Annotated in this window: 26 protein-coding genes; 21 read left to right on the top strand and 5 right to left on the bottom strand. The window is 46.0% G+C overall.

What is annotated here, in order from left to right:
* Window positions 1–183 precede the first annotated feature (183 nt).
* From BTO30_RS04885 to BTO30_RS04865, 5 genes are all read left to right on the top strand, one after another.
* The gene (locus BTO30_RS04885; protein ID WP_075397597.1) at window positions 184–1,725 is read left to right on the top strand and encodes a methylmalonyl-CoA mutase family protein; all 1,542 of its coding nucleotides are present in this window, start codon (window positions 184–186) and stop codon (window positions 1,723–1,725) included.
* The gene (scpA, locus tag BTO30_RS04880) at window positions 1,722–3,905 is read left to right on the top strand and encodes a methylmalonyl-CoA mutase (RefSeq protein ID WP_075397596.1); all 2,184 of its coding nucleotides are present in this window, start codon (window positions 1,722–1,724) and stop codon (window positions 3,903–3,905) included. Before BTO30_RS04885 ends, scpA begins: the two co-directional genes overlap by 4 nt.
* Window positions 3,902–4,981: a methylmalonyl Co-A mutase-associated GTPase MeaB gene (gene meaB / locus BTO30_RS04875; protein WP_075397595.1), complete on the top strand. Its 1,080-nt coding sequence runs from the start codon at window positions 3,902–3,904 to the stop codon at window positions 4,979–4,981. The genes scpA and meaB overlap by 4 nt, the downstream gene beginning before the upstream one ends.
* Before the next feature lie 275 nt (window positions 4,982–5,256).
* Window positions 5,257–5,694 (top strand): BrxA/BrxB family bacilliredoxin, encoded by a 438-nt coding sequence (locus tag BTO30_RS04870; protein WP_083632302.1) that lies wholly within the window; start codon window positions 5,257–5,259, stop codon window positions 5,692–5,694.
* Window positions 5,695–5,753: 59 nt separating this feature from the next.
* Window positions 5,754–6,740 (top strand): aromatic acid exporter family protein, encoded by a 987-nt coding sequence (locus tag BTO30_RS04865; RefSeq protein ID WP_075397594.1) that lies wholly within the window; start codon window positions 5,754–5,756, stop codon window positions 6,738–6,740.
* Here BTO30_RS04865 and BTO30_RS17915 read toward each other — a convergent pair.
* Window positions 6,733–6,789, bottom strand: a complete 57-nt coding sequence (locus tag BTO30_RS17915) for a hypothetical protein (RefSeq protein WP_342743383.1) — start codon at window positions 6,787–6,789, stop codon at window positions 6,733–6,735. The two genes, BTO30_RS04865 and BTO30_RS17915, sit on opposite strands and share 8 nt — an antisense overlap.
* 191 nt (window positions 6,790–6,980) lie before the next feature.
* Between BTO30_RS17915 and mce the strand changes: the two genes are divergently transcribed.
* The 3 genes from mce to BTO30_RS04850 all read left to right on the top strand — a co-directional run bounded on the left by mce (window position 6,981) and on the right by BTO30_RS04850 (window position 10,150).
* A complete protein-coding gene (gene mce / locus BTO30_RS04860; protein WP_075397593.1) occupies window positions 6,981–7,388 on the top strand; it encodes a methylmalonyl-CoA epimerase in 408 nt (135 codons plus the stop codon).
* Window positions 7,388–8,941, top strand: a complete 1,554-nt coding sequence (locus BTO30_RS04855; protein ID WP_075397592.1) for an acyl-CoA carboxylase subunit beta — start codon at window positions 7,388–7,390, stop codon at window positions 8,939–8,941. The genes mce and BTO30_RS04855 overlap by 1 nt, the downstream gene beginning before the upstream one ends.
* A gap of 90 nt (window positions 8,942–9,031) precedes the next feature.
* Window positions 9,032–10,150, top strand: coding sequence for a tripeptidase T (locus BTO30_RS04850; RefSeq protein ID WP_075397591.1), 1,119 nt, complete (start codon window positions 9,032–9,034; stop codon window positions 10,148–10,150).
* A gap of 193 nt (window positions 10,151–10,343) precedes the next feature.
* On the opposite strand, the gene zwf is transcribed toward BTO30_RS04850, so the two are convergent.
* On the bottom strand, window positions 10,344–11,840 hold the full coding sequence (zwf, locus tag BTO30_RS04845) for a glucose-6-phosphate dehydrogenase (RefSeq protein ID WP_075397590.1): 1,497 nt from the start codon (window positions 11,838–11,840) through the stop codon (window positions 10,344–10,346).
* Between the two features lie 128 nt (window positions 11,841–11,968).
* On the opposite strand from zwf, the gene rnz reads away from it, so the two are divergent.
* Window positions 11,969–12,886 carry a ribonuclease Z gene (gene rnz, locus BTO30_RS04840; protein WP_075397589.1) on the top strand — a complete coding sequence of 306 codons (918 nt, stop codon included), beginning with the start codon at window positions 11,969–11,971 and terminating at the stop codon, window positions 12,884–12,886.
* Here the strand turns inward: rnz and proC are convergent.
* Window positions 12,883–13,698 carry a pyrroline-5-carboxylate reductase gene (proC, locus tag BTO30_RS04835; RefSeq protein WP_083632301.1) on the bottom strand — a complete coding sequence of 272 codons (816 nt, stop codon included), beginning with the start codon at window positions 13,696–13,698 and terminating at the stop codon, window positions 12,883–12,885. The genes rnz and proC overlap by 4 nt on opposite strands.
* Window positions 13,699–13,859: 161 nt before the next feature.
* On the opposite strand from proC, the gene BTO30_RS04830 reads away from it, so the two are divergent.
* Window positions 13,860–14,822: an MBL fold metallo-hydrolase gene (locus BTO30_RS04830; RefSeq protein WP_075397587.1), complete on the top strand. Its 963-nt coding sequence runs from the start codon at window positions 13,860–13,862 to the stop codon at window positions 14,820–14,822.
* A gap of 5 nt (window positions 14,823–14,827) precedes the next feature.
* On the top strand, window positions 14,828–15,589 hold the full coding sequence (locus BTO30_RS04825) for an SDR family NAD(P)-dependent oxidoreductase (RefSeq protein ID WP_075397586.1): 762 nt from the start codon (window positions 14,828–14,830) through the stop codon (window positions 15,587–15,589).
* A gap of 70 nt (window positions 15,590–15,659) precedes the next feature.
* Here BTO30_RS04825 and BTO30_RS04820 read toward each other — a convergent pair whose 3' ends face one another.
* Together BTO30_RS04820 and BTO30_RS04815 are read right to left on the bottom strand one after the other, a co-directional pair.
* Window positions 15,660–16,628 carry an alpha/beta hydrolase gene (locus BTO30_RS04820; protein WP_083632300.1) on the bottom strand — a complete coding sequence of 323 codons (969 nt, stop codon included), beginning with the start codon at window positions 16,626–16,628 and terminating at the stop codon, window positions 15,660–15,662.
* A complete protein-coding gene (locus BTO30_RS04815; RefSeq protein ID WP_143331913.1) occupies window positions 16,577–17,494 on the bottom strand; it encodes an aldo/keto reductase in 918 nt (305 codons plus the stop codon). Before BTO30_RS04815 ends, BTO30_RS04820 begins: the two co-directional genes overlap by 52 nt.
* A gap of 65 nt (window positions 17,495–17,559) precedes the next feature.
* Here BTO30_RS04815 and BTO30_RS04810 point away from each other — a divergent pair, with 65 nt between their 5' ends.
* The 10 genes from BTO30_RS04810 (at window position 17,560) to sigF (ending at window position 25,379) form a co-directional block, all read left to right on the top strand.
* A complete protein-coding gene (locus BTO30_RS04810) occupies window positions 17,560–18,105 on the top strand; it encodes an NUDIX hydrolase (protein ID WP_075397584.1) in 546 nt (181 codons plus the stop codon).
* Between the two features lie 50 nt (window positions 18,106–18,155).
* On the top strand, window positions 18,156–18,785 hold the full coding sequence (gene spoIIM / locus BTO30_RS04805; protein WP_075397583.1) for a stage II sporulation protein M: 630 nt from the start codon (window positions 18,156–18,158) through the stop codon (window positions 18,783–18,785).
* Window positions 18,786–18,840: 55 nt separating this feature from the next.
* A complete protein-coding gene (gene fur, locus BTO30_RS04800; RefSeq protein WP_075397582.1) occupies window positions 18,841–19,317 on the top strand; it encodes a ferric iron uptake transcriptional regulator in 477 nt (158 codons plus the stop codon).
* A gap of 49 nt (window positions 19,318–19,366) precedes the next feature.
* A complete protein-coding gene (gene xerD / locus BTO30_RS04795) occupies window positions 19,367–20,257 on the top strand; it encodes a site-specific tyrosine recombinase XerD (RefSeq protein WP_075397581.1) in 891 nt (296 codons plus the stop codon).
* 149 nt (window positions 20,258–20,406) lie between these two features.
* Window positions 20,407–21,588, top strand: coding sequence for a phosphopentomutase (gene deoB, locus BTO30_RS04790; RefSeq protein WP_075397580.1), 1,182 nt, complete (start codon window positions 20,407–20,409; stop codon window positions 21,586–21,588).
* A complete protein-coding gene (locus BTO30_RS04785) occupies window positions 21,585–22,400 on the top strand; it encodes a purine-nucleoside phosphorylase (protein WP_075397579.1) in 816 nt (271 codons plus the stop codon). The genes deoB and BTO30_RS04785 overlap by 4 nt, the downstream gene beginning before the upstream one ends.
* 13 nt (window positions 22,401–22,413) lie before the next feature.
* A complete protein-coding gene (locus tag BTO30_RS04780) occupies window positions 22,414–23,718 on the top strand; it encodes a pyrimidine-nucleoside phosphorylase (protein WP_075397578.1) in 1,305 nt (434 codons plus the stop codon).
* Window positions 23,719–23,841: 123 nt separating this feature from the next.
* Window positions 23,842–24,204, top strand: a complete 363-nt coding sequence (spoIIAA, locus tag BTO30_RS04775) for an anti-sigma F factor antagonist (RefSeq protein WP_075397577.1) — start codon at window positions 23,842–23,844, stop codon at window positions 24,202–24,204.
* Complete coding sequence (spoIIAB, locus tag BTO30_RS04770) at window positions 24,189–24,629, top strand: anti-sigma F factor (protein ID WP_075397576.1); 441 nt, start codon at window positions 24,189–24,191, stop codon at window positions 24,627–24,629. Before spoIIAA ends, spoIIAB begins: the two co-directional genes overlap by 16 nt.
* 12 nt (window positions 24,630–24,641) lie before the next feature.
* On the top strand, window positions 24,642–25,379 hold the full coding sequence (gene sigF, locus BTO30_RS04765; protein ID WP_075397575.1) for an RNA polymerase sporulation sigma factor SigF: 738 nt from the start codon (window positions 24,642–24,644) through the stop codon (window positions 25,377–25,379).
* Window positions 25,380–25,401: the final 22 nt, after the last annotated feature.

Below are 25,401 nucleotides of genomic sequence, written 5' to 3'. Positions count from 1 at the left end.
TGAAAAGATGCTCTTTTAAAAAGAGTTACCAATAGAATAGCACGGCGCCCGTAAATTTTCACGTTTTGACTGATGGTCATTGCCTGTTTAGGCTTTTTTATAATACAATGAAAGAGAAGCGAATATGTTTCTTTTTGTGTGCGCTTTAAATTGAAAACGATTTCAATAAAAGGGGTGGGGAACATGAGAGAGCAGACATTTCCGATTGCCGCGTTTTCCGACTGGGAACAGGCTGCCCAGTCGTCATTAAAAGGGAAAGCGCTGTCCAAGCTTTTTACCACAACAATGGAAGAGATTGAATTAAAACCGCTTTATACGAAAGAAGACGTGAAAGGGATACATCCCTCGCTTCCGGGGGAAAAGCCATTTACGAGAGGGTTTCATCGAGCGGGATCATTCCCTGAACATGGAACAGTATTGGAAGAGGATCCAATATCGGAAGGGGCTGCAAAGGGTGTTTTTCCATCTGAATCCATCCTCAAAAACATACATAATCAACAATCGATTACCATAAATACCGTTCCTTATCATATGGCGGGTGCCAATGCGATACAGGAACTCGCGGCTGCGTTATCCGAAGCGGTATTTTATATGAATACAGCTAAAAAGGACGGGATCAATAGTAATGTCACGGCATCAAAAATGGTGATCCATTTCGCAGCAGGCCCGCGTTTTTTTACGGAAGTGGCAAAATTTCGGGCGTTTCGTACGCTTTGGTCTGCATTGATCGATGCCTATGAACTGGACGAATCCGCGAAGCCGAAAATCAGCGTGGAAACAAGCCGGTTAACGTTATCAGCGCTTGATCCGCATGTCAATATTTTACGTACCGGGAGCGCCGCGTTCGCTGCGGTTCTCGGCAATATTGATTACCTATCTGTCACACCGTTTGATCATATAACCGGCAAAACAACTGGTTTATCAGAACGGATCGCGCGAAATATTCCACTGCTGTTACAGCATGAAGCGCATCTTGATAAAGTGATGGACCCGGCAGGCGGCTCGTATTACATTGAATCATTAACAGAAGAGATTGGCCGGCGTGCCTGGGGTCAATTTGCCCGTTTGGAAGAAGCCGGCGGTATTGAGCAGGCATTACGTTTAGGAACGCTGCAAACAGAAATCGCTGCCGTACAGACGAGACGTGAACAGGAAGCGGCCACACGTAAGCAGCCGTTAATTGGTACAAATATATATGCCAATTTGGCTGAAAACGAACAAGCCGCGAATGAAAATGAAAAGGAATCATCAGTAGAAGGAGAAAAAATTCCGGCGCTCAAGCTGAAACGTCTGGCAGAGCCGTTTGAGCAGCTTCGTCAAAAAGCAATGCGGCTCAATCAAACCAGACAGTCTGTAGAAGCCGGCATCATTTGTCTTGGAGAACTGAAATCAAATAAACCGCGTGTGGATTATGTGACGGGCGTACTGGCAGTTGGAGGCATTCACGCTGTAAAGTCTGAAAATATCCGCACGGTTGAAGAAGCTGTACGGTTTGTAAAAGAGAGCGGTCTGCCTTATTACTGCATTTGCGGGTCTGATGCGGTGTATGAAGAATTCGGCCAAGTGCTTGTGAACGAATTGAAAAAGAACGCAAGTGGAGCGGTTATCGATGCCGCAGGAAAATGGCAGGCTGACGGATTAAACGGTGCAATCGCCGCAGGAGACAATATCGTCGAAAAATTGACGGAACTGCTTTCATTATTTGAAGGAGGGACGGTTCGATGAATTTAAAAGACTATAACCCATTTAAGGAAGGGGTCAAAAAGCCTCTGAATGAGTGGAAAAAAGCGCTGGAACAGGACGTGAAAAAGACGTTTGAAGAGCTTTCCTTTGAAACAAATGAAACCATCCGTCTAAAGGCGCTTTATACAAATGAAGACACAAAGTCACTTGAACATATAAATGATTTTCCGGGTATTGCTCCTTTCACGCGCGGTCCATATCCGACCATGTATGTGAATCGTCCGTGGACGGTTCGTCAATATGCCGGTTTTTCAACAGCCGAAGAGAGCAACGCGTTTTATCGGCGAAACCTGGCAATGGGACAAAAAGGGCTTTCAGTCGCATTTGATCTCCCGACACACCGGGGCTACGACTCCGATCACCCACGCGTGGTCGGCGATGTTGGAAAAGCAGGTGTGGCAATTGATTCTGTTGAGGATACGAACATCCTATTCAATGGTATTCCGCTTGATCAAATGTCTGTTTCCATGACGATGAACGGAGCCGTTTTGCCGATTATGGCGTTTTATATTGTCACGGCTGAAGAGCAAGGCGTCACGAAGGAAAAATTGTCCGGAACCATTCAAAACGATATTTTAAAGGAATACATGGTGCGGAATACATATATTTATCCGCCTGAAACCTCAATGCGCATCATTGCGGATATTTTTGACTACACTTCGAAGCATATGCCGAAGTTTAACTCCATTTCCATTTCCGGCTATCATATGCAGGAAGCGGGTGCACCGGCGGATATTGAGCTCGCTTATACACTTGCAGATGGGCTTGAATACGTCCGTACCGGGCTTGCTGCCGGCATTGACATTGATTCGTTTGCGCCGCGTCTGTCTTTTTTCTGGGCGGTCGGCATGAATTATTTTATGGAAGTGGCGAAAATGAGAGCGGCCCGCCGCATTTGGGCACAATTGATGAAGCCGTTTAATCCGTCCAATGAAAAATCAATGGCGCTCCGCACGCACTCGCAGACATCCGGATGGAGCTTGACCGAGCAGGACCCGTTTAACAATGTGACACGGACGTTAATTGAAGCACATGCAGCGGCAATGGGGCATACGCAGTCGCTGCATACAAATGCGCTGGATGAAGCCATTGCACTGCCAACCGATTTCTCCGCGCGCATTGCCCGGAACACGCAGCTGTTTTTACAGGAAGAAACGGGAATTACAAACGTGATCGATCCGTGGGGCGGGTCGTATTACGTGGAGGCGCTGACAAATGAATTGATGGAACGGGCGTGGACGCATATCGAAGAAATTGAATCGCTCGGCGGGATGACAAAAGCGATTGAAACGGGTCTGCCGAAAATGAAAATTGAAGAAGCCGCAGCACGGCGTCAGGCAAAAATTGATTCAGGTGAAGAAATCATCATTGGGATGAATAAATATCGGCTCGAAAAAGAAGATCCGATTGATATTCTGGATATCGACAATACAGCAGTGCGGTTAAAGCAAATTGAACGGATTGAAAAAGCGCGGGCAAACCGCGATGAAGAGAAAGTAAAAGAAGCGCTCGAAGCGATTACCGTTTCCGTACAGTCCGGGGAAGGAAACCTGCTTGAGCTGGCCGTGAATGCTGCGAGACTGCGGGCCACACTCGGTGAAATTTCTGACGCTGTCGAAGCAGTAAGCGGCAGACATAAGGCGGTGATCCGATCAGTGAGCGGTATATACAGTTCCAACTTCTCGGATTCAGAACAAATGACACTTGTGCAGCAAATGACAGCCGAATTTGAAGAACAGGAAGGCCGCCGTCCACGTATTTTAGTCGCAAAAATGGGACAGGACGGGCATGACCGCGGGGCGAAAGTGATTGCAACAGCGTATGCGGACCTCGGGTTTGACGTCGATATCGGTCCATTATTCCAGACGCCGGAAGAAACAGCAAAACAGGCGGTGGAAAACGATGTTCATGCGGTCGGATTCAGTTCACTCGCGGCCGGTCATAAAACACTGCTGCCGGCTCTGGTGGAAGAACTGCAGAAGCTCGGGCGTGATGACATTGTTGTGTTTGTAGGAGGAGTTATTCCTGCGCAGGACTATGAGTTCTTAAAAGAAAAAGGCGCCGCGGCTATTTTTGGACCGGGTACGGTTATTCCGGTTTCTGCACAAGTCATTTTGGAAAAAATTTATGAGCGTCTCGGCTACGAGGAAGTGGTGGAATGACGGAAGAACACCTTCATGTTAGAAAAGGGGCGGCGGCGAGTCATGACGGCATGACAGCGCCGCCGCGGAAAACGTTCCGAAAAAAAACGGCGGCGCCGCCTGATTTAAACGCGATTGCCGATGGGGTTGTAAACGGGTCTGTTAAGGAGCTGGCAAAAGCGATCACATTTATTGAAAGCAATGCAGCCAGCCATTACAATTACGGGCAGGACCTATTGCAGAAATTGCTGCCGCACACCGGAAAAGCAATCCGAATCGGCATTACCGGCGTACCGGGTGCGGGGAAAAGTACATTTATCGAATCATTCGGTATGATGCTTTGCGACGCAGGCTACCGTGTTGCCGTTCTGGCTATTGATCCGAGTTCATCCATTTCCGGCGGCTCCATTTTAGGCGATAAAACAAGAATGGAACGGCTTGCGAAGCATCCAAACGCGTTCATCCGTCCATCTCCATCGGGCGGCACGCTGGGCGGCGTCCATCGGAAAACGAGAGAAACACTTGCTTTATGTGAATCGGCCGGCTTTGATGTGATCTTAATTGAAACGGTCGGCGTCGGACAAAGTGAATTTATTGTCCGCAGCATGGTTGATTTCTTTATGCTTCTCACCCTGACAGGAGCAGGAGACGAACTGCAGGGAATGAAAAAGGGCATTATGGAACTGGCTGATGCCATTGTGGTGAATAAAGCGGATGGGGCAAACAAACCGCTCGCAGAAAAAACAAAGAGAGAATACAATCAAATTTTACACTTTCTCCAGCCGGCTACGAAAGGCTGGCAATCAAAAGCCTATACATGTTCTGCGCTAAAAAATGAAGGGATGGAATCGATCTGGTCCGTTATTGAGGAATTTCGTGAAACGGCTGAAAAAAGCGGGGTCTTACAAGAACGCCGCCGCAGCCAGACAAGAGAATGGCTGCATACACTTATTATGGAACAGCTCCAAAATCATTTTTACCGGCATCCATATGTAAAAGAACAAATTGGTCGGCTTGAGCAGGGAGCAATGGACGGGACAATAACACCATCGCAGGCCGCAGAACAATTGTTTAAGCATGTTTATGGACAAGACTAAACATTCTAAAAGGTATGGCGTACAAAAAAGGACCACCCGAATATATCCGGATGGTCAAATACAGGGAGTATAGGGGTATGGATCCAGTTGCCTTATTATTCTACCCGCGTTTTAAAAAATTAAACATCCCTTTCTGCAATATTTTTCAGCGGATGAAATCCAAAATTATTTATATGAAATATAGAAGCTTCGTTTGTGGCGGCAATTCATTTAATTGAAATCTAAAAAATTTTACCTTATGATAGAAGCAGCACTCAATAAAGGAGAGAAAAAACGTGGGAATGGATTTTAATTTTTTCATGAATGATGTTGTCCGTCAGGCACGCGATGAAATTAAAGCGGCTGGATATACAGAACTTACGACACCTGAAGAGGTGGACGCAGTATTGAACGAAAAAGGAACGACGCTTGTGATGGTCAACTCTGTATGCGGATGCGCAGGCGGCATTGCCCGTCCGGCAGCGGCGCATGCTATTCATTATGATAAGCGCCCGGATCGTTTAGTGACCGTATTTGCGGGGCAGGATAAAGAAGCGACGGCACAGGCGCGCAGTTTCTTCACGGGCTATCCGCCATCATCACCGTCTTTTGCCCTCATAAAAGATGGACAGGTACAGGCGATGGTCGAGCGTCATGAAATTGAAGGGCATCACCCGATGTCAGTCGTGGAACATTTACAAACGCTTTTCGATCAGTATTGTGAAGAGGTATAAATAGGATGAAAAAGAGCCTTGCCTTAAGTGGCAGGGCTTTCTTAATAATGGAGGACATGATGTTTAAAATCGGCTACCGCACCGCCAAAACAGCAATAGGCATTGCCATTTCCATTCTGATTGCTGAATGGATCGGATTGCATAATGCGATGTCAGCGGGAATCATTACCATTCTATGTATTCAAAATACAAAACAACAGTCACTGAGGGCATCATGGATTCGTTTAATAGCCTTTTTTGTAGCGGTCCTTTACTCGATTCTTTTGTTTGAGCTGATTGCCTATCATCCAATTGTAATTGGATTGATTATCTTATTGTTTATTCCGACCGTTGTGGCGCTGAAGTTACAGGAAGGGATTATTTCAAGTACGGTCATTATTTTGCACTTTTACGTAGCAAAAAACGTGACGGCCGGCCTTCTTTTAAATGAACTGGGCTTAATTTTAATCGGTATCGGTACCGCCCTTTTATTAAATTCATACATGCCGAGTGTCGAGCGAAACCTTGTTCAGATGCAGGAAGAGACAGAGCGTTTGTTTGGTAAAATTTTCGAAGAAATTGTCTTATATTTACGGACGAACAATCATACGTGGGACGGGAAAGAGTTGACGGAAACGTCAGACCTGCTAAAAAGAGCCAAAACGATTGCTTTTAAAGATGTTCAAAACCATTTTACGCGTCATGACAGCTTGTTTTATCAATATTTTTCCATGAGGGAAAAACAATTTGAGATTATTGAAAGGATTCTTTCCATTGTTGCAGCCATTTCACATCGGCCGGAACAAGCGGGTATGATTGCTGATTTTATGGAAGAATTGAAAGCGCATATACATCCGGGCAACACAGCGCATTTGCATTTAGACCGGCTCGATGAAATGAAGCACATCTTAAAAGAGATGCCGCTGCCCGTGACGAGGGAGGAATTTGAAGCGAGAGCTGCTCTTTTTCAGTTTGTCAGAGAAATGGAGCAATATTTGCTTATTAAATCCCGTTTCCGCGGCATGAAAAAAAGAGCGGCTGAAAAAGCGCGCCCTTCTGTCACATAAACATTGTCAGGCCGAACAAGAGGGTCGATGCGAGCATGACAAAAAGCATTAAATAAACAATAATTTTTTGAAACGTTTTGTTGCGCATACAGGTCTCCTTTGCAAGCTCTATTGTTGTGTACTATTGTACCGGCAATAGAGCCTGTTCGCAACTGAACAGAAAATTGAAAAAGAGGATTTTTTCAAAATTTGTCGAATTAGTATACTGTTTTTATCGTTTTCTTCAAAGGGGTGAGGAAATTGAAAAAAGTTGACCATATCGGCATTGCGGTTGCGTCTCTTGAAGAGTCTATGGTGTTATATACAGAGCAGCTCGGCATGAAGCATATGAAAACGGAAACTGTTAAATCGCAAGGGGTAACCGTTGCTTTTATCGATGCCGGCAACATCAAAATTGAACTGCTGGAACCGACTGGTCCGGACAGTCCCATTGCCAAATTTATCGAGAAGCGCGGCCAGGGGATTCATCACATTGCTTACAGTGTCCAAAACATTGAGGACCGAATTACTGAAATGAAAGAACGCGGGATTCAAATGATCAATGAAACGGCAAAGCCGGGTGCAGGCGGTGCACAGGTCGCGTTTATGCATCCGAAATCAACAGGCGGCGTGTTAATGGAGCTTTGTGAGAAAAAGGAGGAATTATAATGGCGGACATTTTTGACAGCATTCACGAGCTGCAGGACAGACGGCGGGAAGTCGAGCTTGGCGGCGGTGATGAGAGAATCGAGAAGCAGCATGAAAAAGGAAAATTGACCGCGCGTGAACGGATTGAACTTCTTGTTGATGAAGGAACGTTTGTCGAACTGAATCCGTTTATTGAACATCGCAACACGGACTTCGGTCTGGATGGCGTCAAAGGTCCGGGTGACGGTGTTGTGACCGGATATGGGAAAGTAAACGGACGCCCCATTTATTTATTTTCACAGGACTTCACTGTTTTTGGCGGCGCTCTCGGTGAAATGCATGCACAAAAAATTGCAAATGTGATGGATCTTGCTGCAAAAAACGGCGCACCATTCATCGGTTTAAATGACTCCGGCGGCGCGCGTATCCAAGAAGGGGTTCTCTCACTTGATGGCTATGGGCATATTTTTTACCGGAATGCGATCTATTCGGGTGTGATTCCGCAAATATCGGTTATTTTAGGTCCATGTGCAGGCGGAGCAGTTTACTCGCCGGCGATTACCGACTTTGTATTCATGGTGGACAAAACAAGCCAGATGTTTATTACGGGACCGAAAGTGATTGAAACCGTTACAGGTGAAAAAATTTCCGCTGAAGATTTGGGCGGATCGAAAGTACATAATACAGTGAGCGGCAATGCGCATTTCCGTGCGGGTACGGAAGAAGAAGTGTTAGAAATGGTCAGAGCGCTTTTGTCTTATTTGCCGCAAAACAATGAAGAAAAAACACCAATTCTTTCCGAGCATGAAGATGAAAGCGATTACCGGGGAGATATAACGGATGTTGTCCCGTTTGACGGGCTCCGTCCATATGATGTGCGAAAAGTGCTCGACCATGTTGTCGATGAAGGCTCGTTTATGGAAGTGCAAAAAGAGTTTGCCAAAAACATCGTTGTCGGTTTTGCCCGTATAAAAGGAGAAACGGTCGGTCTGGTGTGTAATCAGCCGAAATTTATGGCCGGCGGGCTGGACATTGATTCATCGGACAAAGCTGCGAGGTTTATCCGGTTCTGCGATTCATTCAATATTCCGATTATTACCTTTGAAGATGTATCCGGTTTTTTCCCGGGTGTCAAACAGGAGCTTGGCGGTATTATCCGTCACGGCGCGAAAATTTTATACGCGTATTCGGAAGCGACCGTACCGAAAATTACGGTTATTTTAAGAAAAGCGTATGGCGGTGCCTACGTGGCGCTCAATTCCAAATCAATTGGCGCCGATCTCGTTTTCTCATGGCCGAATGCGGAAATTGCGGTGATGGGTCCGCAGGGAGCGGCGAATATTATTTTTGCCCGTGAAATCGCAGCGAGCGAAAATCCCGAAGCGACACGGGCCGCGAAAATTGAAGAGTACCGCGAGAAATTTGCCAACCCGTATGTGGCAGCGGCACGGGGCATGGTCGATGATGTTATTGATCCGCGTGAAACGCGTATTAAAATTATTCAAGCCCTTGAAATGATGCGGACGAAAAAAGAGGAACGGCCGAAGAAAAAGCACGGGAACATTCCACTATAACCAAAAACAGCCGGGGGATCAATCACTTCCGGCTGATTTTTTATACTGAAAAGTTTATACTATAGAAGGCAGAAAATTTGGAGGTGCAGCGTGGTCAATGAAGAACGTTTATTAAATGAATTTCTGGAACTCGTTCAAATCGATTCGGAAACGAAACACGAACAAACGATAGCCAAATCGTTGAAAGAAAAATTTACTGCGCTCGGTGTCGATGTGTATGAAGATGATGCCGCGTTGAAAACCGGTCATGGCGCAGGCAATTTAATTTGTACGCTTGCTGCTGTGAAAGATGGCGTTGATCCGATTTATTTTACATCTCATATGGATACGGTTGTGCCGGGTAATAACGTTAAGCCGGTCGTGGAAGCCGGCTATGTGAAAACGGACGGAACAACGATTCTTGGCGCGGATGATAAAGCCGGTCTTGCCGCCATGTTTGAAATGATTCGTGTGTTAAAAGAACGGAATATCGCGCACGGCCTGATTCAATTTATCATTACCGTCGGTGAAGAATCAGGACTTGTCGGCGCGAAAGCACTTGATCCGTCGCTCATAAAAGCGAAGTTTGGTTTTGCACTCGACAGCGACGGTGATGTCGGCAATATTATTGTGGCCGCACCGACACAGGCTAAACTTACAGCGCATATATACGGGAAAACCGCTCATGCAGGCGTTGCGCCGGAAAAAGGCGTGTCCGCCATTACGATGGCGGCTAAATCGATTGCGAAGATGCCGCTTGGCCGTATTGATGAAGAAACGACGGCTAACATCGGCCGTTTCGAAGGCGGACAGGCAACGAACATTGTCTGCGATTACGTGCAAATTTTAGCGGAAGCCCGTTCACTTGATCCGTCGAAAATGGATGTGCAGACGAATAAAATGAAAGCGGCCTTTGAAGAAGTTGCGAATGCGATGGGCGGCCGGGCTGAAGTCGATGTGGAAGTGATGTATCCGGGTTTTAAATTTGGTGCAGACGACCATGTTGTGAAAGTGGCACAAAGAGCTGCCGCTAAAATCGGCCGTCCGTCCAAGCTGTTAACGAGCGGGGGCGGAAGCGATGCGAATGTGATCGCAGGCTTTGGCATCCCGACTGTGAATCTTGCTGTCGGCTATGAAGACATTCATACAGTCAATGAAAAAATGCCTGTTAAAGAGCTTGTTAAGCTCGCTGAGATGGCAGCGGCGATTGTTGAAATTGTGGCAGAGTAAAAAATGAGTGAAGAAAGAAGAATTTTTGTTTAGGACAAAGCAGCAGGGGAAGTTTTTCTTTTTGCACAAAAAACGGTCTTTCCTTATAAGTGCGGATGGAAGGCCGAACTCATTGAAAACCGGTCCAAAATCAGAAAGTCTGGCTATTGAAATGAAGAAGGGGATGTCTCATTGAGACATCCCCTATATATTCCTAATTACAAATATTGACGTCAAGCATATTCATCGGCCACCAGAAGAAGCCGTCTTTCTCAAGCAATTCATCCGAAGCTTTCGGTCCTTTTGTGCCGGCCGGGTAATTCGGGAATGCCGCTTTTTCGTTTCGCCATGCTTCAGCAATAACATCAACAAAGCTCCATGATAGAGCCACTTCATCCCAATGGGTAAAGTTGGTAGAATCCCCGCGCATCGCGTCATGAATCAGTTTTTCGTAGGCTTCAGGTGTGTTCATAACATCAACACCGCTATTGGCATAACTCAGCTTTACAGGAGTCGTCTGCAGCTGATGTCCGGCGCGTTTGGCATTTAAATGAAGGGTAATGCCCTCTTCTGGCTGAATGTGAATAACAAGCAGATTCGGCTCCATTTCCTGATCATCCGGACGGTAATAGAGGTTCATTGGAATATCTTTAAATTGAACAACGATTTTTGTTGATTTTAATGGCATCCGTTTACCTGTACGAATATAAAACGGTACGCCCGCCCATCGGAAATTATCAAACATCACTTTTCCAGCGACATAAGTTTCTGTATTTGATTCAGGATTCACATTCAGCTCCTCGCGGTAACCCAGCATTCCATCTTCACCCGGGCCGTATTGTCCGCGGACAAAATAGTCATTGACGGTCTCAAGCGTTAATGGACGCATGGAGCGGAAGGCGCGCACTTTTTCACGGCGGATGTCGTCATCCTGAAGGCTGATCGGCGGTTCCATTGCTAAAAGAGAGACCATTTGAAGCATATGGTTTTGGACCATATCTTTTAAGGCACCGCTCGTTTCATAGTAACCGCCCCGTTCTTCCACACCGAGCGTTTCACTGGATGTAATTTGAATATTGGAAATATAACGGTTGTTCCAGAGCGGTTCAAATAATGCATTGGCGAAACGGATGGCTTCAATATTTTGAACCATTTCTTTTCCAAGATAATGGTCGATACGGTAAATATCTTTTTCATCAAATGAACGGCGAATTTGCTCATTCAGTTCCTGTGCGGAAGGCAAATCGTGTCCAAACGGCTTTTCGATTACGAGGCGTCCAAAGCCTTCTGTGTCTGTTAAGCCATCCTCTTTTAAATGGTCGGCGATTGTACCGAAAAATTCCGGTGCCATTGCAAGATAGAAAAGACGATTACCGCCAAGAGCATATTTATTGTCAAGGTCATTGGCCAATGTCCGCAGCGCAACGTATGAATCGGAATCCGATACATCATGAGGCAAATAATAAAAGTGTGAAATAAACTCATCTATTTGTTCTTGAACCGCTGTCGATTCCATCACTGATTTTTTTACGTGTTCACGGAAAATGTCGTTGTCCCATTCGCGGCGTGCTGTGCCGATGACAGCGAATCCGGAAGATAAGTGCCCTTTACGGTATAGTCGATATAGGGACGGATATAATTTACGTTTTGCCAGATCTCCTGTTGCACCGAACAGGATCGTCAGAGCAGATGGCGTTTCAGATTGTTTCACGTTTCTAACCCCGCTTTTGAGATTCATTTTTATACTATTGCATTTTTTCACAAAACAATGAAAGTGACAAGTATTTTTGTTTATGAAAAGATTATGTCAAAATAAGACGAACGAAAGGAGCGATTCAATTGGACATTTTATTTCTTGGAACGGGTGCTGGTGTACCCGGTAAAATGCGCAATGTGACATCCATCGCGCTTAAAATGTTAAATGAACGCGGTGCCGTATGGCTCATCGATTGCGGTGAGGCCACGCAGCACCAGATTTTGCACACAACGCTGAAACCGCGCCGTATTGAAAAAATATTTATTACCCATTTACACGGCGATCATATTTTTGGTCTGCCCGGCCTGCTCGGAAGCCGTTCTTTTCAAGGCGGTACAGAACCGCTTACAGTATATGGCCCGCCCGGTATCCGTACATTTATTGAAACATCGCTTGAAGTCAGCCAAACACATCTTCAATATCCGCTTTTTATTGAAGAAATTGAAGAAGGCATCATTTTTGAAGACGACGGCATGTTTGTGACCGCAGGCAAATTGGATCATGGCATTTATTCACTCGGCTATCGGTTTGCTGAAAAAGAAAAGCCGGGTGAGCTATTGGTTGACCGTCTCCGCGAAGATAATATTCCGCCCGGACCCGTTTATAAAAAAATTAAAGAAGGACAGCCGGTCGTATTATCAGATGGGCGAATAATTGACCCGGGCAGATACACAAATGACCCACAACCAGGAAAAATTGTCACTGTGCTCGGTGATACGAGACAGTGTGAGATGGCTGTTCAGCTTGCGTCCAATGCTGATTTGCTTGTTCATGAAGCAACGTTTAATGCAGAAAATGAAAAGATGGCCCGTGACTATTTTCATTCAACGACCAAGCAGGCAGCGGAAACGGCGATGCGTGCAGGAGCCAAAGCATTATGTTTAACGCATATCAGTTCCCGCTACACGCGGGAGGATGAACGGCAGCTGCTGAAAGAAGCAGAAAATGTCTTTCAGCCGGTCATCATTGCCCGCGATTTACTTGAAGTGCCGGTCGGTTAACATTGATAAGCGGCGCCGAGCCGTTTTGACTGAACGGCCGCTTCTTTTACACCGGCGGAAATGGCTTCTTTCACATTCATTTCATCAAATGTGCGGATGGCGGCTTCTGTTGTTCCGCCTTCGCTTGTAATGGCTTTGCGAAGAGCGGCAGCCTGTCCGTCAGATACAGATAGCATGTCTGCAGCCCCGAGAAGCGTTTGAATGATGAGTGATTTAGCTGTTTCATGATCGAGGCCCAGCTCTTCACCAGCCTTCTGCATTACCTCGGCTACATAATAAATATAAGCCGGACCGCTTCCAGAAACAGCTGTCACCGCGTCCATTTGTGATTCATCCACCGTAATGGCCAGACCGATCGCCGCAAAAAGATCGATGGCCGATTGATGTTGTTCAGCTGTGACAAGCTCATTTAACGCGATGGCGGTGGCGGACTTGCCGACGGCAGCGGACGTATTTGGCATCGCGCGAATGATGGAGCAAGGTTTGCCAATGGTTTTTTCTATAAAATCAATTCCGACACCGGCAAGCAGGCTGATGACGACTGAATGTTCGTTTATCGAAGACTGGATCGCTTCAAGTCCCGCTGCTGCATCTTTTGGCTTCATCGCAAGCACGATTACGTCCGCCTCCTGCAAGACAGATTCGACTTCATATCCAGTTTGAATGCCAAATTGATTGGCTAATTCGTTCAACCGTATAGCATCAGACCGATTTGTGACGTATGTGTTTTCCGCTTGAAGCGCGCCGCTTTTCAATCCGCCGGCGATAATTGCCTCAGCCATAGAACCGGCCCCAATAAATACTGCTTTCAACTTGATTCCTCCCTGTTGCCCAAACATTTTGACTTTTCAAGTGATTATGCGGAAAAGATGCGTTTCTGTCAAGAGATCAACGAATAATGAATGACAATTCAGAATGAAACGGGTACACTACATAAGGAAATATTATTTTACAAAAATGGCAGGTGGACATAATGGGGATCAATACGTATCAAAATATCATAAAAATAACGATGCCGACGCCCTTCCCGATCGGTGATGTTAATACATATTTGGTAAAAGGGGACCGGCTCACGCTCATCGATGCCGGGGTCAATACAACGGAGGCCAGAGCCGCTTTTCAGGCAGGTTTGAAAGAGGCCGGCTATAAAATAACAGATATTGAACAAGTGATTTTAACACACCATCATCCCGATCATGTCGGATTGCTTGATGACTTGAATGCAGAAATTTATGGACATGAATATTGCGCCAACTGGTTGTCGTATAATGAGTCATTTCTGAATTGGCGCCGAGATTTTTTTCGGTCATTATTCCGGGAGTTTGGTGTGCCGGAAGACATGATTCAAATGGCAAACAATCTGGAAAAAACGTTGAAATTTAGCTCGAAAAACAGCGTTCTGACGCAAGCGCTTAAAGAAGGAGACGAGCTGCCGGCATTGCCGGGCTGGCGTGTATTTGAAACACCGGGTCATGCGCAGAGCCATCTCGTTTTTTATCATGAAAAAGATGGTTTTTTATTAGCGGGGGACCACGTGCTAAAAACGGTTTCATCTAATCCGCTAATTGAACCGCCCTCGGAGCGCGGCGGGCAGCGGGCGAAATCCTTACTTCAATATCGTGATTCCTTAAAAAAAGTGATGAAGATGGATATTCAACTGGCGTTAACGGGTCATGGGAACGATATTAAATCTATGAACCCGCTGATTGAGCGCCGGTTCGAGCGGCAGCATGACCGGGCGATGCTGGTCCTCTCCATGCTGAAAGAAAAACCGATGACGATCTTTGAGGTTTGTGTTAAACTTTTTCCGGAAGTGTATAAAAAAGAAACGGGCTTGACGCTTTCAGAGACGACCGGCCAGTTTGATTATTTGCTTGAACGCGGAGAGATTTCCGTTCACCATGTTGAAAACGGCGCCATTTATTACCGGGGGTGACAGAAATGAACAAAACAGTCGTCATTACAGGTGCTTCTTCCGGTTTAGGAGCAGAGCTGGCAAAAGAAGCTGTATCGGCAGGGTATCGTGTCGTATTGATTGCGCGCCGTCTTGACAGGCTTGAGCAAATAAAAAAAGAACTGGGCGAATCGGATAACGTTCGTATTTTTCAGGCGGATGTTACGGATCGCGCAGCCCTTAAATCCATTTTCCATGACATCGGCCGTGTTGACGTCTTAATTAACAATGCAGGGGTCGGTTATTTTGCATGGGCACATGAAGTGAAACCGGAAGAAACAGCAGAGATGATCAACGTGAATGTGACAGGGCTGATTCAGTGTACAGAGCTCGTTATCCCGCAAATGATCGAACGGAAAAACGGACACATTATCAATATCGCCTCAATGGCCGGCAAGCTAGCAACGCCAAAATCAGCGGTATATGCCGCGACAAAGCATGCGGTATTAGGCTTTACAAACAGCATCCGCATGGAGCTTGGCCGTTCAAATGTATACGTTACAGCAATTAATCCAGGGCCGATTGCCACTCCATTTTTTGAGAAGGCGGATCCGGAAGGGACGTATTTAAAAAAGGCGTCAAAGTTAATGCTGAATCCGGCTGAAGTAGCCAGGAAAACGGTTGCTGTCATCGGCAGGCCGGTTCGGGAAGTGAACATACCGAAATGGATGGCCGCCGGCAGCGTGATTCACACACTTTTTCCGGGAACCGTTGAACGGCTTGCCCGAAAAGCGTTCTTTCAGAAATAGCAGGCTTATTCCACATTTCGCGTATACTTGAAAAGCCGTCTCAATAGTTTTTTATTGAGGCGGCTTTTCTTTAATCAGAGGGAATCAGGTCGTATTTTCGTAAAAAATCTTCCACCGCTTTTTCGTATTGTTCGGGGTTTTCGTTATAAGATTGTGCATGAACACCATTTGGAGCTATATACAATTCTTTTGGACCCTGTTTTGCTTCAAACAGCGCTTCGGTCATATCCGGCAAAATAAAGTCATCATCCCGGCTGTGAATAAACAGCACCGGCTTTTGAATCCTTTTTACCGCTTCAAGAGGTGACAATTCCTTCAGTTTATATCGTCCGCGGAGCCAGACAGCCCACTCGGCCAGCGTCATTAAAAAGCGAGGCGCAATCCCGATTTCCCGCTTCATTTGATGCTGGAGCTGTTTGCGGAAATCGGAAAACGGGCAATCGGCTACATAAAAATCAGCGCGGTCTTCCACTGTACCGGCATATAGGAGAAGGGTAGCAGCACCCATTGATTCCCCGTGGATGCCGAACCGCACATCATCCCCTTCACGCCGGATCAATTCATCAATAACCGCTTTTAAGTCCATTTTTTCAAAATGACCATAGCTTGTGACGGTGCCTTCTGATTCCCCGTGCCGGCGATGATCGTATAAAATGGCGTTAAACCCGCGCTTTAAAAATAAATTCATGTATTTAAAGGAATTGATTTTATGCTCTGCAACACCATGACAAAAAATGACATATGGATTGCCGGGATTCGGCTCAATAAAAACAGTCTTGAGACGAATGCCGTCTGCCGCCGTCACCCACACCTCTTCTTTCGGAAGCTGCTCATATAGGTTCGGATTAAATCGTCCGGCTTTTTTTTCCCGCTCAACAATGGCTTCATCTGTTTTTTTTGTCCTGTATAATATACGGTTCGATAAATATACACCCGCACCGGCCAAGAGCAGCGCGGCGGCAGAACCGGCTGAGAAGGCCGTTTTTTTTAAAGTCGATGTGCGTCGTAATCGGCTGTCTTTACTGTATCTTGAATCCATTTGTATTCTTCCTCCGTCAGCGTGGTTTCACGTATCGCACGGGCATTTTCTTTTAGCTGTTCAATAGAGCTCGCACCCGCAACGACAGCAGCGGAATGATGGAGCACATAGCGAAAAGCAAGTCCATTTAATGTACGGTCCGGTGCAAAGTTTTTTTCAAGTTTAGTTAAAACGGCTGAAAGTTCTGATTCGTCGTACCAATTCAGCCCTTTTTTTGATGCTTTTGCAAGCTTTTCCCGCCACTTTGCGCTTAACAGACCGAATGCGATCGGACCGCGGGCGACGACACTGACCCCATTCTCTGATAAAATAGGAAGCGCCTGATTTTCGGGACGGCGGTCCAGCATGCTGTACTGCACCATGACACTGGAAATCGAGGACTTTTTTACATATTGGTCAATAACCGTCGGCCGAATCGAGGAAATTCCATAGGCCCGGATGAAGCCTTCTGCCTTCAGCTCTTCAAAGGCTTCAATCGTTTCGTCAATTGGATCATCGAGCGTGCCGCCGTGCAGCTGGTATAAATCAATGTACTCGGTGCCAAGGCGTTTCAAACTTTGTTTCGCGGCTTCTTTTATATAAGCCTTTGATGCATCCCATGTCCAGCTGTCTTTCGAATCGGTCCACCGGTTCCCGGCTTTTGTGGCAATAACCACCTTATCACGGACATTTTTCAATGTTTTGCCGACAAGCTTTTCGTTCACACCGAAGTCATATAAATCGGCTGTATCGAAATAGGTAATGCCTTCATCAAGCGCTGTTTTTAAAATAGTTTCGGCACGATGCTCTTCCGTGCCGATCGACATGCAGCCGAGGCCCAGTTCGCTGACAAAAATGCCGGAATGGCCAAGCTCGCGTGTATTCAATCCATTCACCTTCCTTTTTTTAGAGTGTAACATATGGAAGAGAAAAAAAGAAAAGAGGGAATCTTATGCATAAATTTGAAGAAAAAACGATCAAAACCGAACCGATATTTAAAGGAAAAGTGATCAGTCTGCAAGTGGATGATGTTCTGCTGCCGGATGGAAAAGAAACGAAAAGAGAAATCATTAAACACCCCGGTGCCGTCTGTGTCATTGCATTAACTAGTGATAAGAAAATCATTCTTGTTGAACAATACCGAAAAGCCCTTGAGCGGCCGCTTGTCGAAGTGCCGGCGGGTAAACTTGAACCAGGGGAGGAACCGGAATCATCTGCACGACGTGAACTGGAAGAAGAAACGGGCTGCCGTACCGGCAAAATGACGCATGTGCAGTCATTTTACACGTCACCAGGGTTCGCAGATGAGCTTGTCCATGTGTATCTTGCGGAAGATATCGAAAGGGTGCAGGACGGTCTTACCGCAGATGAAGATGAGTTTGTCGAATTGATGGAAGTGACGATTGATGAAGCAGAACAGCTTATGCGGGAGGAACGTATTTATGATGCGAAAACAATGTGGGCCCTGCAGTATGTGCGCTTAAACGGACTGGTATAATGATGCCGCCCCTCTCATATAGTGGGCAAAAGAGAGGGGGGCCTCCATTTATGTGGATTGCCATCAACCGTCATATTCAAAAACGGGCGGCGCTGTATTTATTTACAGCCGTACTGCTGATGACAGGAACGGTCTTTGGTACGCTGACAGTGAACAGCATGATGCCGCTTCAAAAATCAGAACTGTATTCGTATGTAAAAGAGTTTTTCACACAGGCATCTGCCGGCAATGTGGCCAAGCCGCTTGATCTGTTCTGGGAAAGTGTCATTCATAATGTCAAATTCACCGGGGCGATGTGGATCGCAGGCATATCTGTGATCGGACTTCCGCTTATTTTTATATTGCTTTTTTTAAAAGGAGCGGTAACAGGCTTTTCGGTTGGCTTTCTTATTCAGCAAATGAAATGGGACGGGCTTATGATCGCTATTTTCACCATTCTGCCGCAAAATATGATTCTCATCCCCGCTTTTTTATTTACAGCGGTGATGTCGGCGTCGTGTTCGATCCGCCTTCTGCAAAAACTGACAGTTAAGCAGACGGTCCCCCTGCCGTTTACAAAAAGTATTATGGCGTATTTGGGCTACATAGGTGCCGTGTTAATGGCTATTTTGGGCGCCGCTTTTATTGAAGCATTTATATCCAGTCATATGATGAATGTTCTTCTAAATAAATTCTTTTGATTCATTGCATGATTTTGTTATAATAAAGATTACATCGGCGAGGGAGGGGACAATAATGGAAAGCCGGATCGACCGTATTAAAAAACAGCTGCACGCAGCAAGCTACAAATTAACACCGCAGCGCGAAGCCACTGTGCGTGTTCTTCTTGAACATGAAGAGGACCATTTAAGCGCTGAAGACGTGTACCTCCTCGTTAAAGAAAAAGCGCCTGAAATTGGGTTGGCTACAGTCTACAGAACGCTCGAACTATTAAACGAACTCAAAGTGGTTGATAAAATAAATTTTGGAGATGGCGTCTCCCGCTACGACCTTCGTCAGGAAGGAGCGGCGCATTTTCATCATCATCTCGTCTGTATCGAATGCGGCGCGGTGGATGAAATTCAAGAAGATTTACTTGATGACGTGGAAGCCATTGTGGAAAGACGATGGAATTTCAAAATTAAAGATCACCGCTTGACGTTTCATGGCATATGCAGCAGATGCCATTCGAAACAGGAGGAAGAGGATCTTGAAAAACAGCATGCTGAATAGAACCTTTCGAATGAGTCGAAAGGTTTTTTTATGATGAAGAGGTGATAATTTGAAAGAACACATGGATGACTTTCTTCATTTTTTAATTGTCGAAAAAGGGCTGGCTGATAACACCATTTCGGCCTACAGGAGAGATTTGCGTCACTATATAAATTATTTGGAAAAAGTCGAACAGGTGACATTGCCTGAGATTAAGCGCGTACATATTTTGCACTTCCTTGAACAGCTGAAAGAGCAGGGGAAATCAGCAAAAACGATTGCCCGCCAAATTTCCACCATTCGTTCATTTCATCATTTTTTAATTCAAGACCGGGTCACCGATCATGATCCGACGAACCATGTTGAAACGCCAAAATCAGGCCGAACGCTTCCAAAGGTGCTCAGCATGGAAGAAACAGAAGCGCTGCTTGCTTCACCAGAGGAAACGACACCGCTCGGCATGCGTGATAAAGCCATGATGGAATTAATGTATGCATCCGGTTTACGCGTGAGTGAATTAACCTCATTAAATAAAGAAGATGTTCATTTAACGATGGGTTTTGTCCGCTGTACAGGCAAAGGGGAGAAAGAGCGGATCATTCCGGCGGGCCGGCATGCACTAGAAGCTATTGAACGGTATTTGCAAAACGGGCGGCCGCAGCTCGTCTCGCAAAAACACCGTGATGACGCTCTTTTTTTAAATCATTACGGGAAGCGGCTGACGCGTCAGGGATTTTGGAAAATCATTAAAGCACTGGCGAAAAAAGCGACGATTGAAAAAGAAATAACGCCTCATACACTCAGACATTCATTTGCGACTCATTTGCTTGAAAATGGCGCTGACTTGCGTGCCGTGCAGGAAATGCTTGGGCACGCTGATATTTCGACAACGCAGATCTACACGCATGTGACTAAAACGAGGTTAAAAGATGTATATTCCCAATTTCATCCCCGCGCTTGAAAATGTTTCAGGCGCTTTTTGTATTTGCTAAGCGGATGGATTATAATAAGGAAGAGAAGTCAGACTTCTGACGAATAGTTATGTGCGGATGAGTCATCAGCCGTCAGGGTAAATAATAAAAACAATCATGAAGGAGGAGAATCGAAAGCATGGATAATCCATTTAAGCGGATTTACTTAATTGTGCTGGACTCAGTCGGTATTGGCGAAGCGCCGGATGCAGCTCAGTTCGGCGATGAAGGCGCTGACACGCTTGGACATATTGCACAGCGGATGGGCGGACTCCACATGCCGAATATGGGCGCGCTCGGTTTATCGAACATTAAAGAAATAAAGGGGATTGCAAAGGCGGAACGGCCAGCCGCATTTTATACAAAAATGCAGGAAGCATCAAACGGAAAAGATACGATGACCGGACATTGGGAGATCATGGGCTTAAATATTCAAACACCATTTCAAGTGTTTCCTGACGGCTTTCCGGATTCGTTAATTCAAGAGCTTGAACAAAAGTCAGGAAGGAAAGTCATTGGGAACAAACCGGCAAGCGGTACAGAAATTCTCGATGAACTCGGAAAAGAACATATGGAAACGGGGGCGTTGATTGTATACACATCAGCTGATTCTGTACTGCAAATTGCTGCACATGAAGAAATTGTCCCCATCGATGAATTGTATAAGATTTGTGAAATGGCCCGCGGGATGACGAAAACCGGCGACTATATGGTCGGCCGCGTCATCGCCCGTCCGTTTATCGGTCAGCCGGGAAATTTTGAGCGGACATCCAATCGGCATGACTATGCATTAAAACCATTTGGGCGTACCGTTATGAATGAGTTAAAAGATGCGGATTTTGACGTAATTGCCATTGGGAAAATCAACGACATTTATGACGGAGAAGGTGTGACGGAAGCCATTCGAACAAAATCCAATATGGACGGAATGGATCAATTTATTCATGCTGCCCAAAAAGATTTTACCGGCTTATCATTTGTCAATCTCGTTGATTTTGATGCGCTGTTTGGCCACCGCCGTGACCCGAAAGGATACGGGAAAGCCTTGGAAGAGTTTGATGTCCGCCTGCCGGAACTAATGGACGAGCTGAAAGAAGATGATTTGCTTATTATAACGGCCGATCACGGCAACGACCCGGTTCATCACGGAACGGATCATACACGTGAATATGTACCGCTTCTCGTCTTTTCGAAAAAATTCGGACAGGGACAGGCGCTTGAAGAAAGAAAAACCTTTGCGGACATTGGCGCATCGATTGCGGATAACTTTAACGTGAAAATGCCTGAATACGGAAAAAGTTTTATGGAGGAATTGAAATGAATTACTCACATATTGAAGAAGCGGCGCAATTTCTAGCTGAAAACCGTGAAAAGAAACCGGATATCGGTTTAATTTTAGGCTCTGGCTTAGGTGTGCTGGCTGATGAAGTGGAAGAGGCAGTCTCCATACCGTATGAAAAAATTCCCCATTTTCCGGTATCAACTGTTGAAGGACATGCGGGAGAGCTTGTTATTGGAACGCTAGCCGGTCAAGTCGTCGCGGCGATGAAAGGCCGGTTTCATTACTATGAGGGCTATTCATTTGAAGAAGTGACTTTTCCTGTGCGCGTCATGAAAGCCCTCGGCATTGACACGATCATCGTCACAAATGCAGCCGGGGGTGTCAACGAATCATTTCGGCCGGGCGATTTAATGATTATTACCGATCACTTAAACTTAATGGGCGGCAATCCGCTGATCGGCAAAAATGAAGATCGTCTCGGCGCGCGTTTTCCCGATATGTCAGAAGCATACAGCCGCGAGCTCCGCAGCCTCGCCAAAGCCGCGGCAGAGAAAACAGGCATTTCCGTTCAGGAAGGGGTTTACGCAGGCAATACAGGTCCGGCATATGAGACGCCTGCTGAAGTCCGTATGGCTCGTGTGCTCGGCGCGGATGCTGTCGGTATGTCAACTGTTCCGGAAGTGATTGCGGCCCGTCATGGAGGGATGCGAGTTCTTGGCATTTCCTGCATTTCCAATATGGCAGCCGGGATTCTGGACCAGCCTCTTACACACGATGAAGTAATGGAAACGACGGAAAAAGTGCGCGCCGATTTTCTGTCTTATGTAAAAGAGATCGTCAAATCTTTGTAAAGTGGTGATGATGATGAGAATGGTCGACATTATTCATAAAAAACGAAATGGAAGCGAATTAACAAAGGAAGAAATTTATTTTTTTATTGATGGCTACACAAAAGGCGATATTCCGGACTATCAAGCTTCGGCGCTCATGATGGCGATTTGTTTTCAAGGAATGGTTCCGCGTGAAACTGCTCTCTTAACAAAAGCAATGGTGGATTCCGGCGAAACAATTGATTTATCACGCATTAAAGGACATAAAGTCGATAAGCATTCAACAGGCGGTGTCGGTGATAAAGTGACCTTTATTGTCGGTCCGCTGGTTGCATCTGCCGGTGTCCCGGTTGCCAAAATGTCAGGCAGAGGACTTGGTCATACGGGCGGCACGATCGATAAGCTTGAATCAATTGAAGGGTTCAATATCGAGTTGACGAAAGAACAATTTATAGACAATGTCAATAAGTATAAATTATCTGTTGCCGGACAGACAGGGAATCTCGCACCGGCGGATAAAAAATTGTATGCGCTGCGCGACGTGACAGCCACAGTCGAGTCGATTCCGCTCATCGCCGGTTCAATCATGAGTAAAAAGCTGGCTTCCGGTGCCGACAGCATTGTTCTTGATGTGAAAACAGGCTCCGGAGCGTTTATGAAAACGCTCGAAGATTCAGAATCACTGGCGAAAGAAATGGTGGCGATCGGCAATCGTTTAGGAAAAAAAACGATAGCGATCATCAGTGATATGAATCAGCCGCTCGGATTTGAAGTCGGCAATGCGAACGAAATTAAAGAAGCTGCCGCTATTTTACAGGGAGCGAAAATACATGATCTGCGAACGCTGTCACTTGAAATTGCCGCACATATGACGGTCCTTGCCGGCGCGTTTTCGGATTATAAAAAAGCGTATGAAACGCTTGAACAAAATCTCGAAAACGGGAAAGCATTTGAATCCTTCCGTCAGTTTGTCATCGCACAGGGCGGCAATATTGAAGTGATTGATGATGTAGACAAACTCCCGCAGGCGGCGTATCACATTGATGTAAAAGCGGAAATGGATGGCTATGTATCGGAAATTGACGCGGAGTCCATTGGTGCAGCCGCTATGTATTTAGGCGCAGGAAGGGCAACAAAAGAGGACCATATTAATCACGCAGTCGGCATTACCTTAAACAAAAAAATCGGGGATCAAGTCAAAAAAGGGGACGTACTGGTGACATTGCATGCGGCTCGGGAAAATTCCGAAAACTCGATTCAAAAAGTAAAAGAAGCATATCATTTTTCAAGAAACCAAGTGAAACAGCCGGTATTAATTCATAAAGTGATCAAAGACTGACAATCGTCAGTCTTTTTATTTTGTCGAAAAAAAGGATGTTTTTTCTACTTTTGTAAATGGGAAGGATAACGCGTTTGCCAGACCGAAATTACCGTCTTAGTACAAAAAGGAGGAATACATGAAATGGTGACGACGACGGCAGAAGCAACAGGAAATGTGTTATGTATCCGTTTAGCAGGTGAACTCGATCATTATTATGCGGAGCAGGTGAAAGAGTTTGTGGAAGCGGAAATGGAGGCGAATGAAACACTGCATTTAATCTGGAATTTGGGCGGCCTTTCCTTTATGGACAGCTCGGGACTCGGTGTGATTCTGGGCCGCTACCGCCAGGTGAATGAACTTGGCGGCAGTGTAACTGTATGTGGATTAAACACGCAGGTAAAACGGCTTTTTCAGCTGTCGGGGTTATTTAAAATCATGTATGTTGAACAGACCGAACAGGATGCATTGCGCAGATTGGAGGGGCCATCATGCAAAATGTCATGAACCTTTCGTTTAACGCACTAGGTGAAAATGAAGCCTTTGCCCGTGTTGCGGTTGCGGCATTTGCAGCGAAATTGAATCCGACCATGGATGATCTGGCCGAATTAAAGACAGCGGTTTCCGAGGCGGTGACAAATGCGATTATTCACGGATACGACAGCAATCCCGCCTGTGTCGTTTATCTTTCTGCTTCGATAGATGATGGAGAAATCGATGTGGTCATCCGCGATGAAGGAAAAGGGATTCGGAATATTGAGGAAGCAAAGGAACCGCTATTTACCACAAAGCCGGAAATGGAACGTGCCGGAATGGGATTTACGATCATGGAGCATTTTACGGACCTGCTGGAGATCGAATCAAGCACATCATCAGGGACTGTGGTCCGGTTTAAAAAACGCCTGGCCGGTAAACGTGTCCGGTGTGTATAGAGGACCCGCCATATGAAACAGGCCGTACAGCTGTCTGACAGTGAAGTAAAGGCGCTCATTAAGAAAAGCCAGTCTGGAGATCCCGAAGCGAGAAATAAGCTGGTGGAGTGGAATACAAGACTTGTGTGGTCCGTTGTGCAGCGATTTTTAAACCGTGGTTATGAGTCGGACGATTTGTTTCAAATTGGCTGCATCGGCTTGCTAAAATGTATTGATAAATTTGACCTGTCTTACAATGTAAAATTTTCGACCTATGCCGTGCCAATGATTATTGGTGAAATTCAGCGCTTTTTACGTGACGATGGCGAAGTGAAGGTGAGCAGACGCCTAAAAGAGACAGCCAATAAAATGAGGCGGGAGAGAGAGCAGTTTACCGCTCAATTTGGCCGCGCACCAACGGTGAATGAGTTAGCAGAACGGCTTGATATTACGACAGAAGAAGCATTAATGGCACAGGAATCTGCGCGAAAACCGGCATCCATTCATGAAACGGTATATGAAAATGAAGGAGAGCCGATCACGCTGCTCGATCAGCTTTCCGCACCGGATATGAAATGGTTTGATTCCCTTGTGTTAAAAGAAGCGGTGGAAAAGTTAAATGAGCGGGAGCGGCTGATTATTTATTTGCGGTACTATAAAGACTGCACGCAGGCGGAAACAGCGGAGCGTCTCGGGATATCGCAGGTGCAGGTGTCCCGTCTCGAGAAGCAGATCATTCGTGGTCTGCGTGAAGATATGAATAAAAAGTAAAACGCACGGGGAAACTCCGTAA

The organism is Domibacillus antri (assembly GCF_001936625.1).
Classification (GTDB): Bacteria; Bacillota; Bacilli; order Bacillales; family Domibacillaceae; genus Domibacillus; species Domibacillus antri.
Note: the sequence above shows the minus strand (reverse complement) of the source record. Positions and strands in the feature narration are given on the sequence as shown.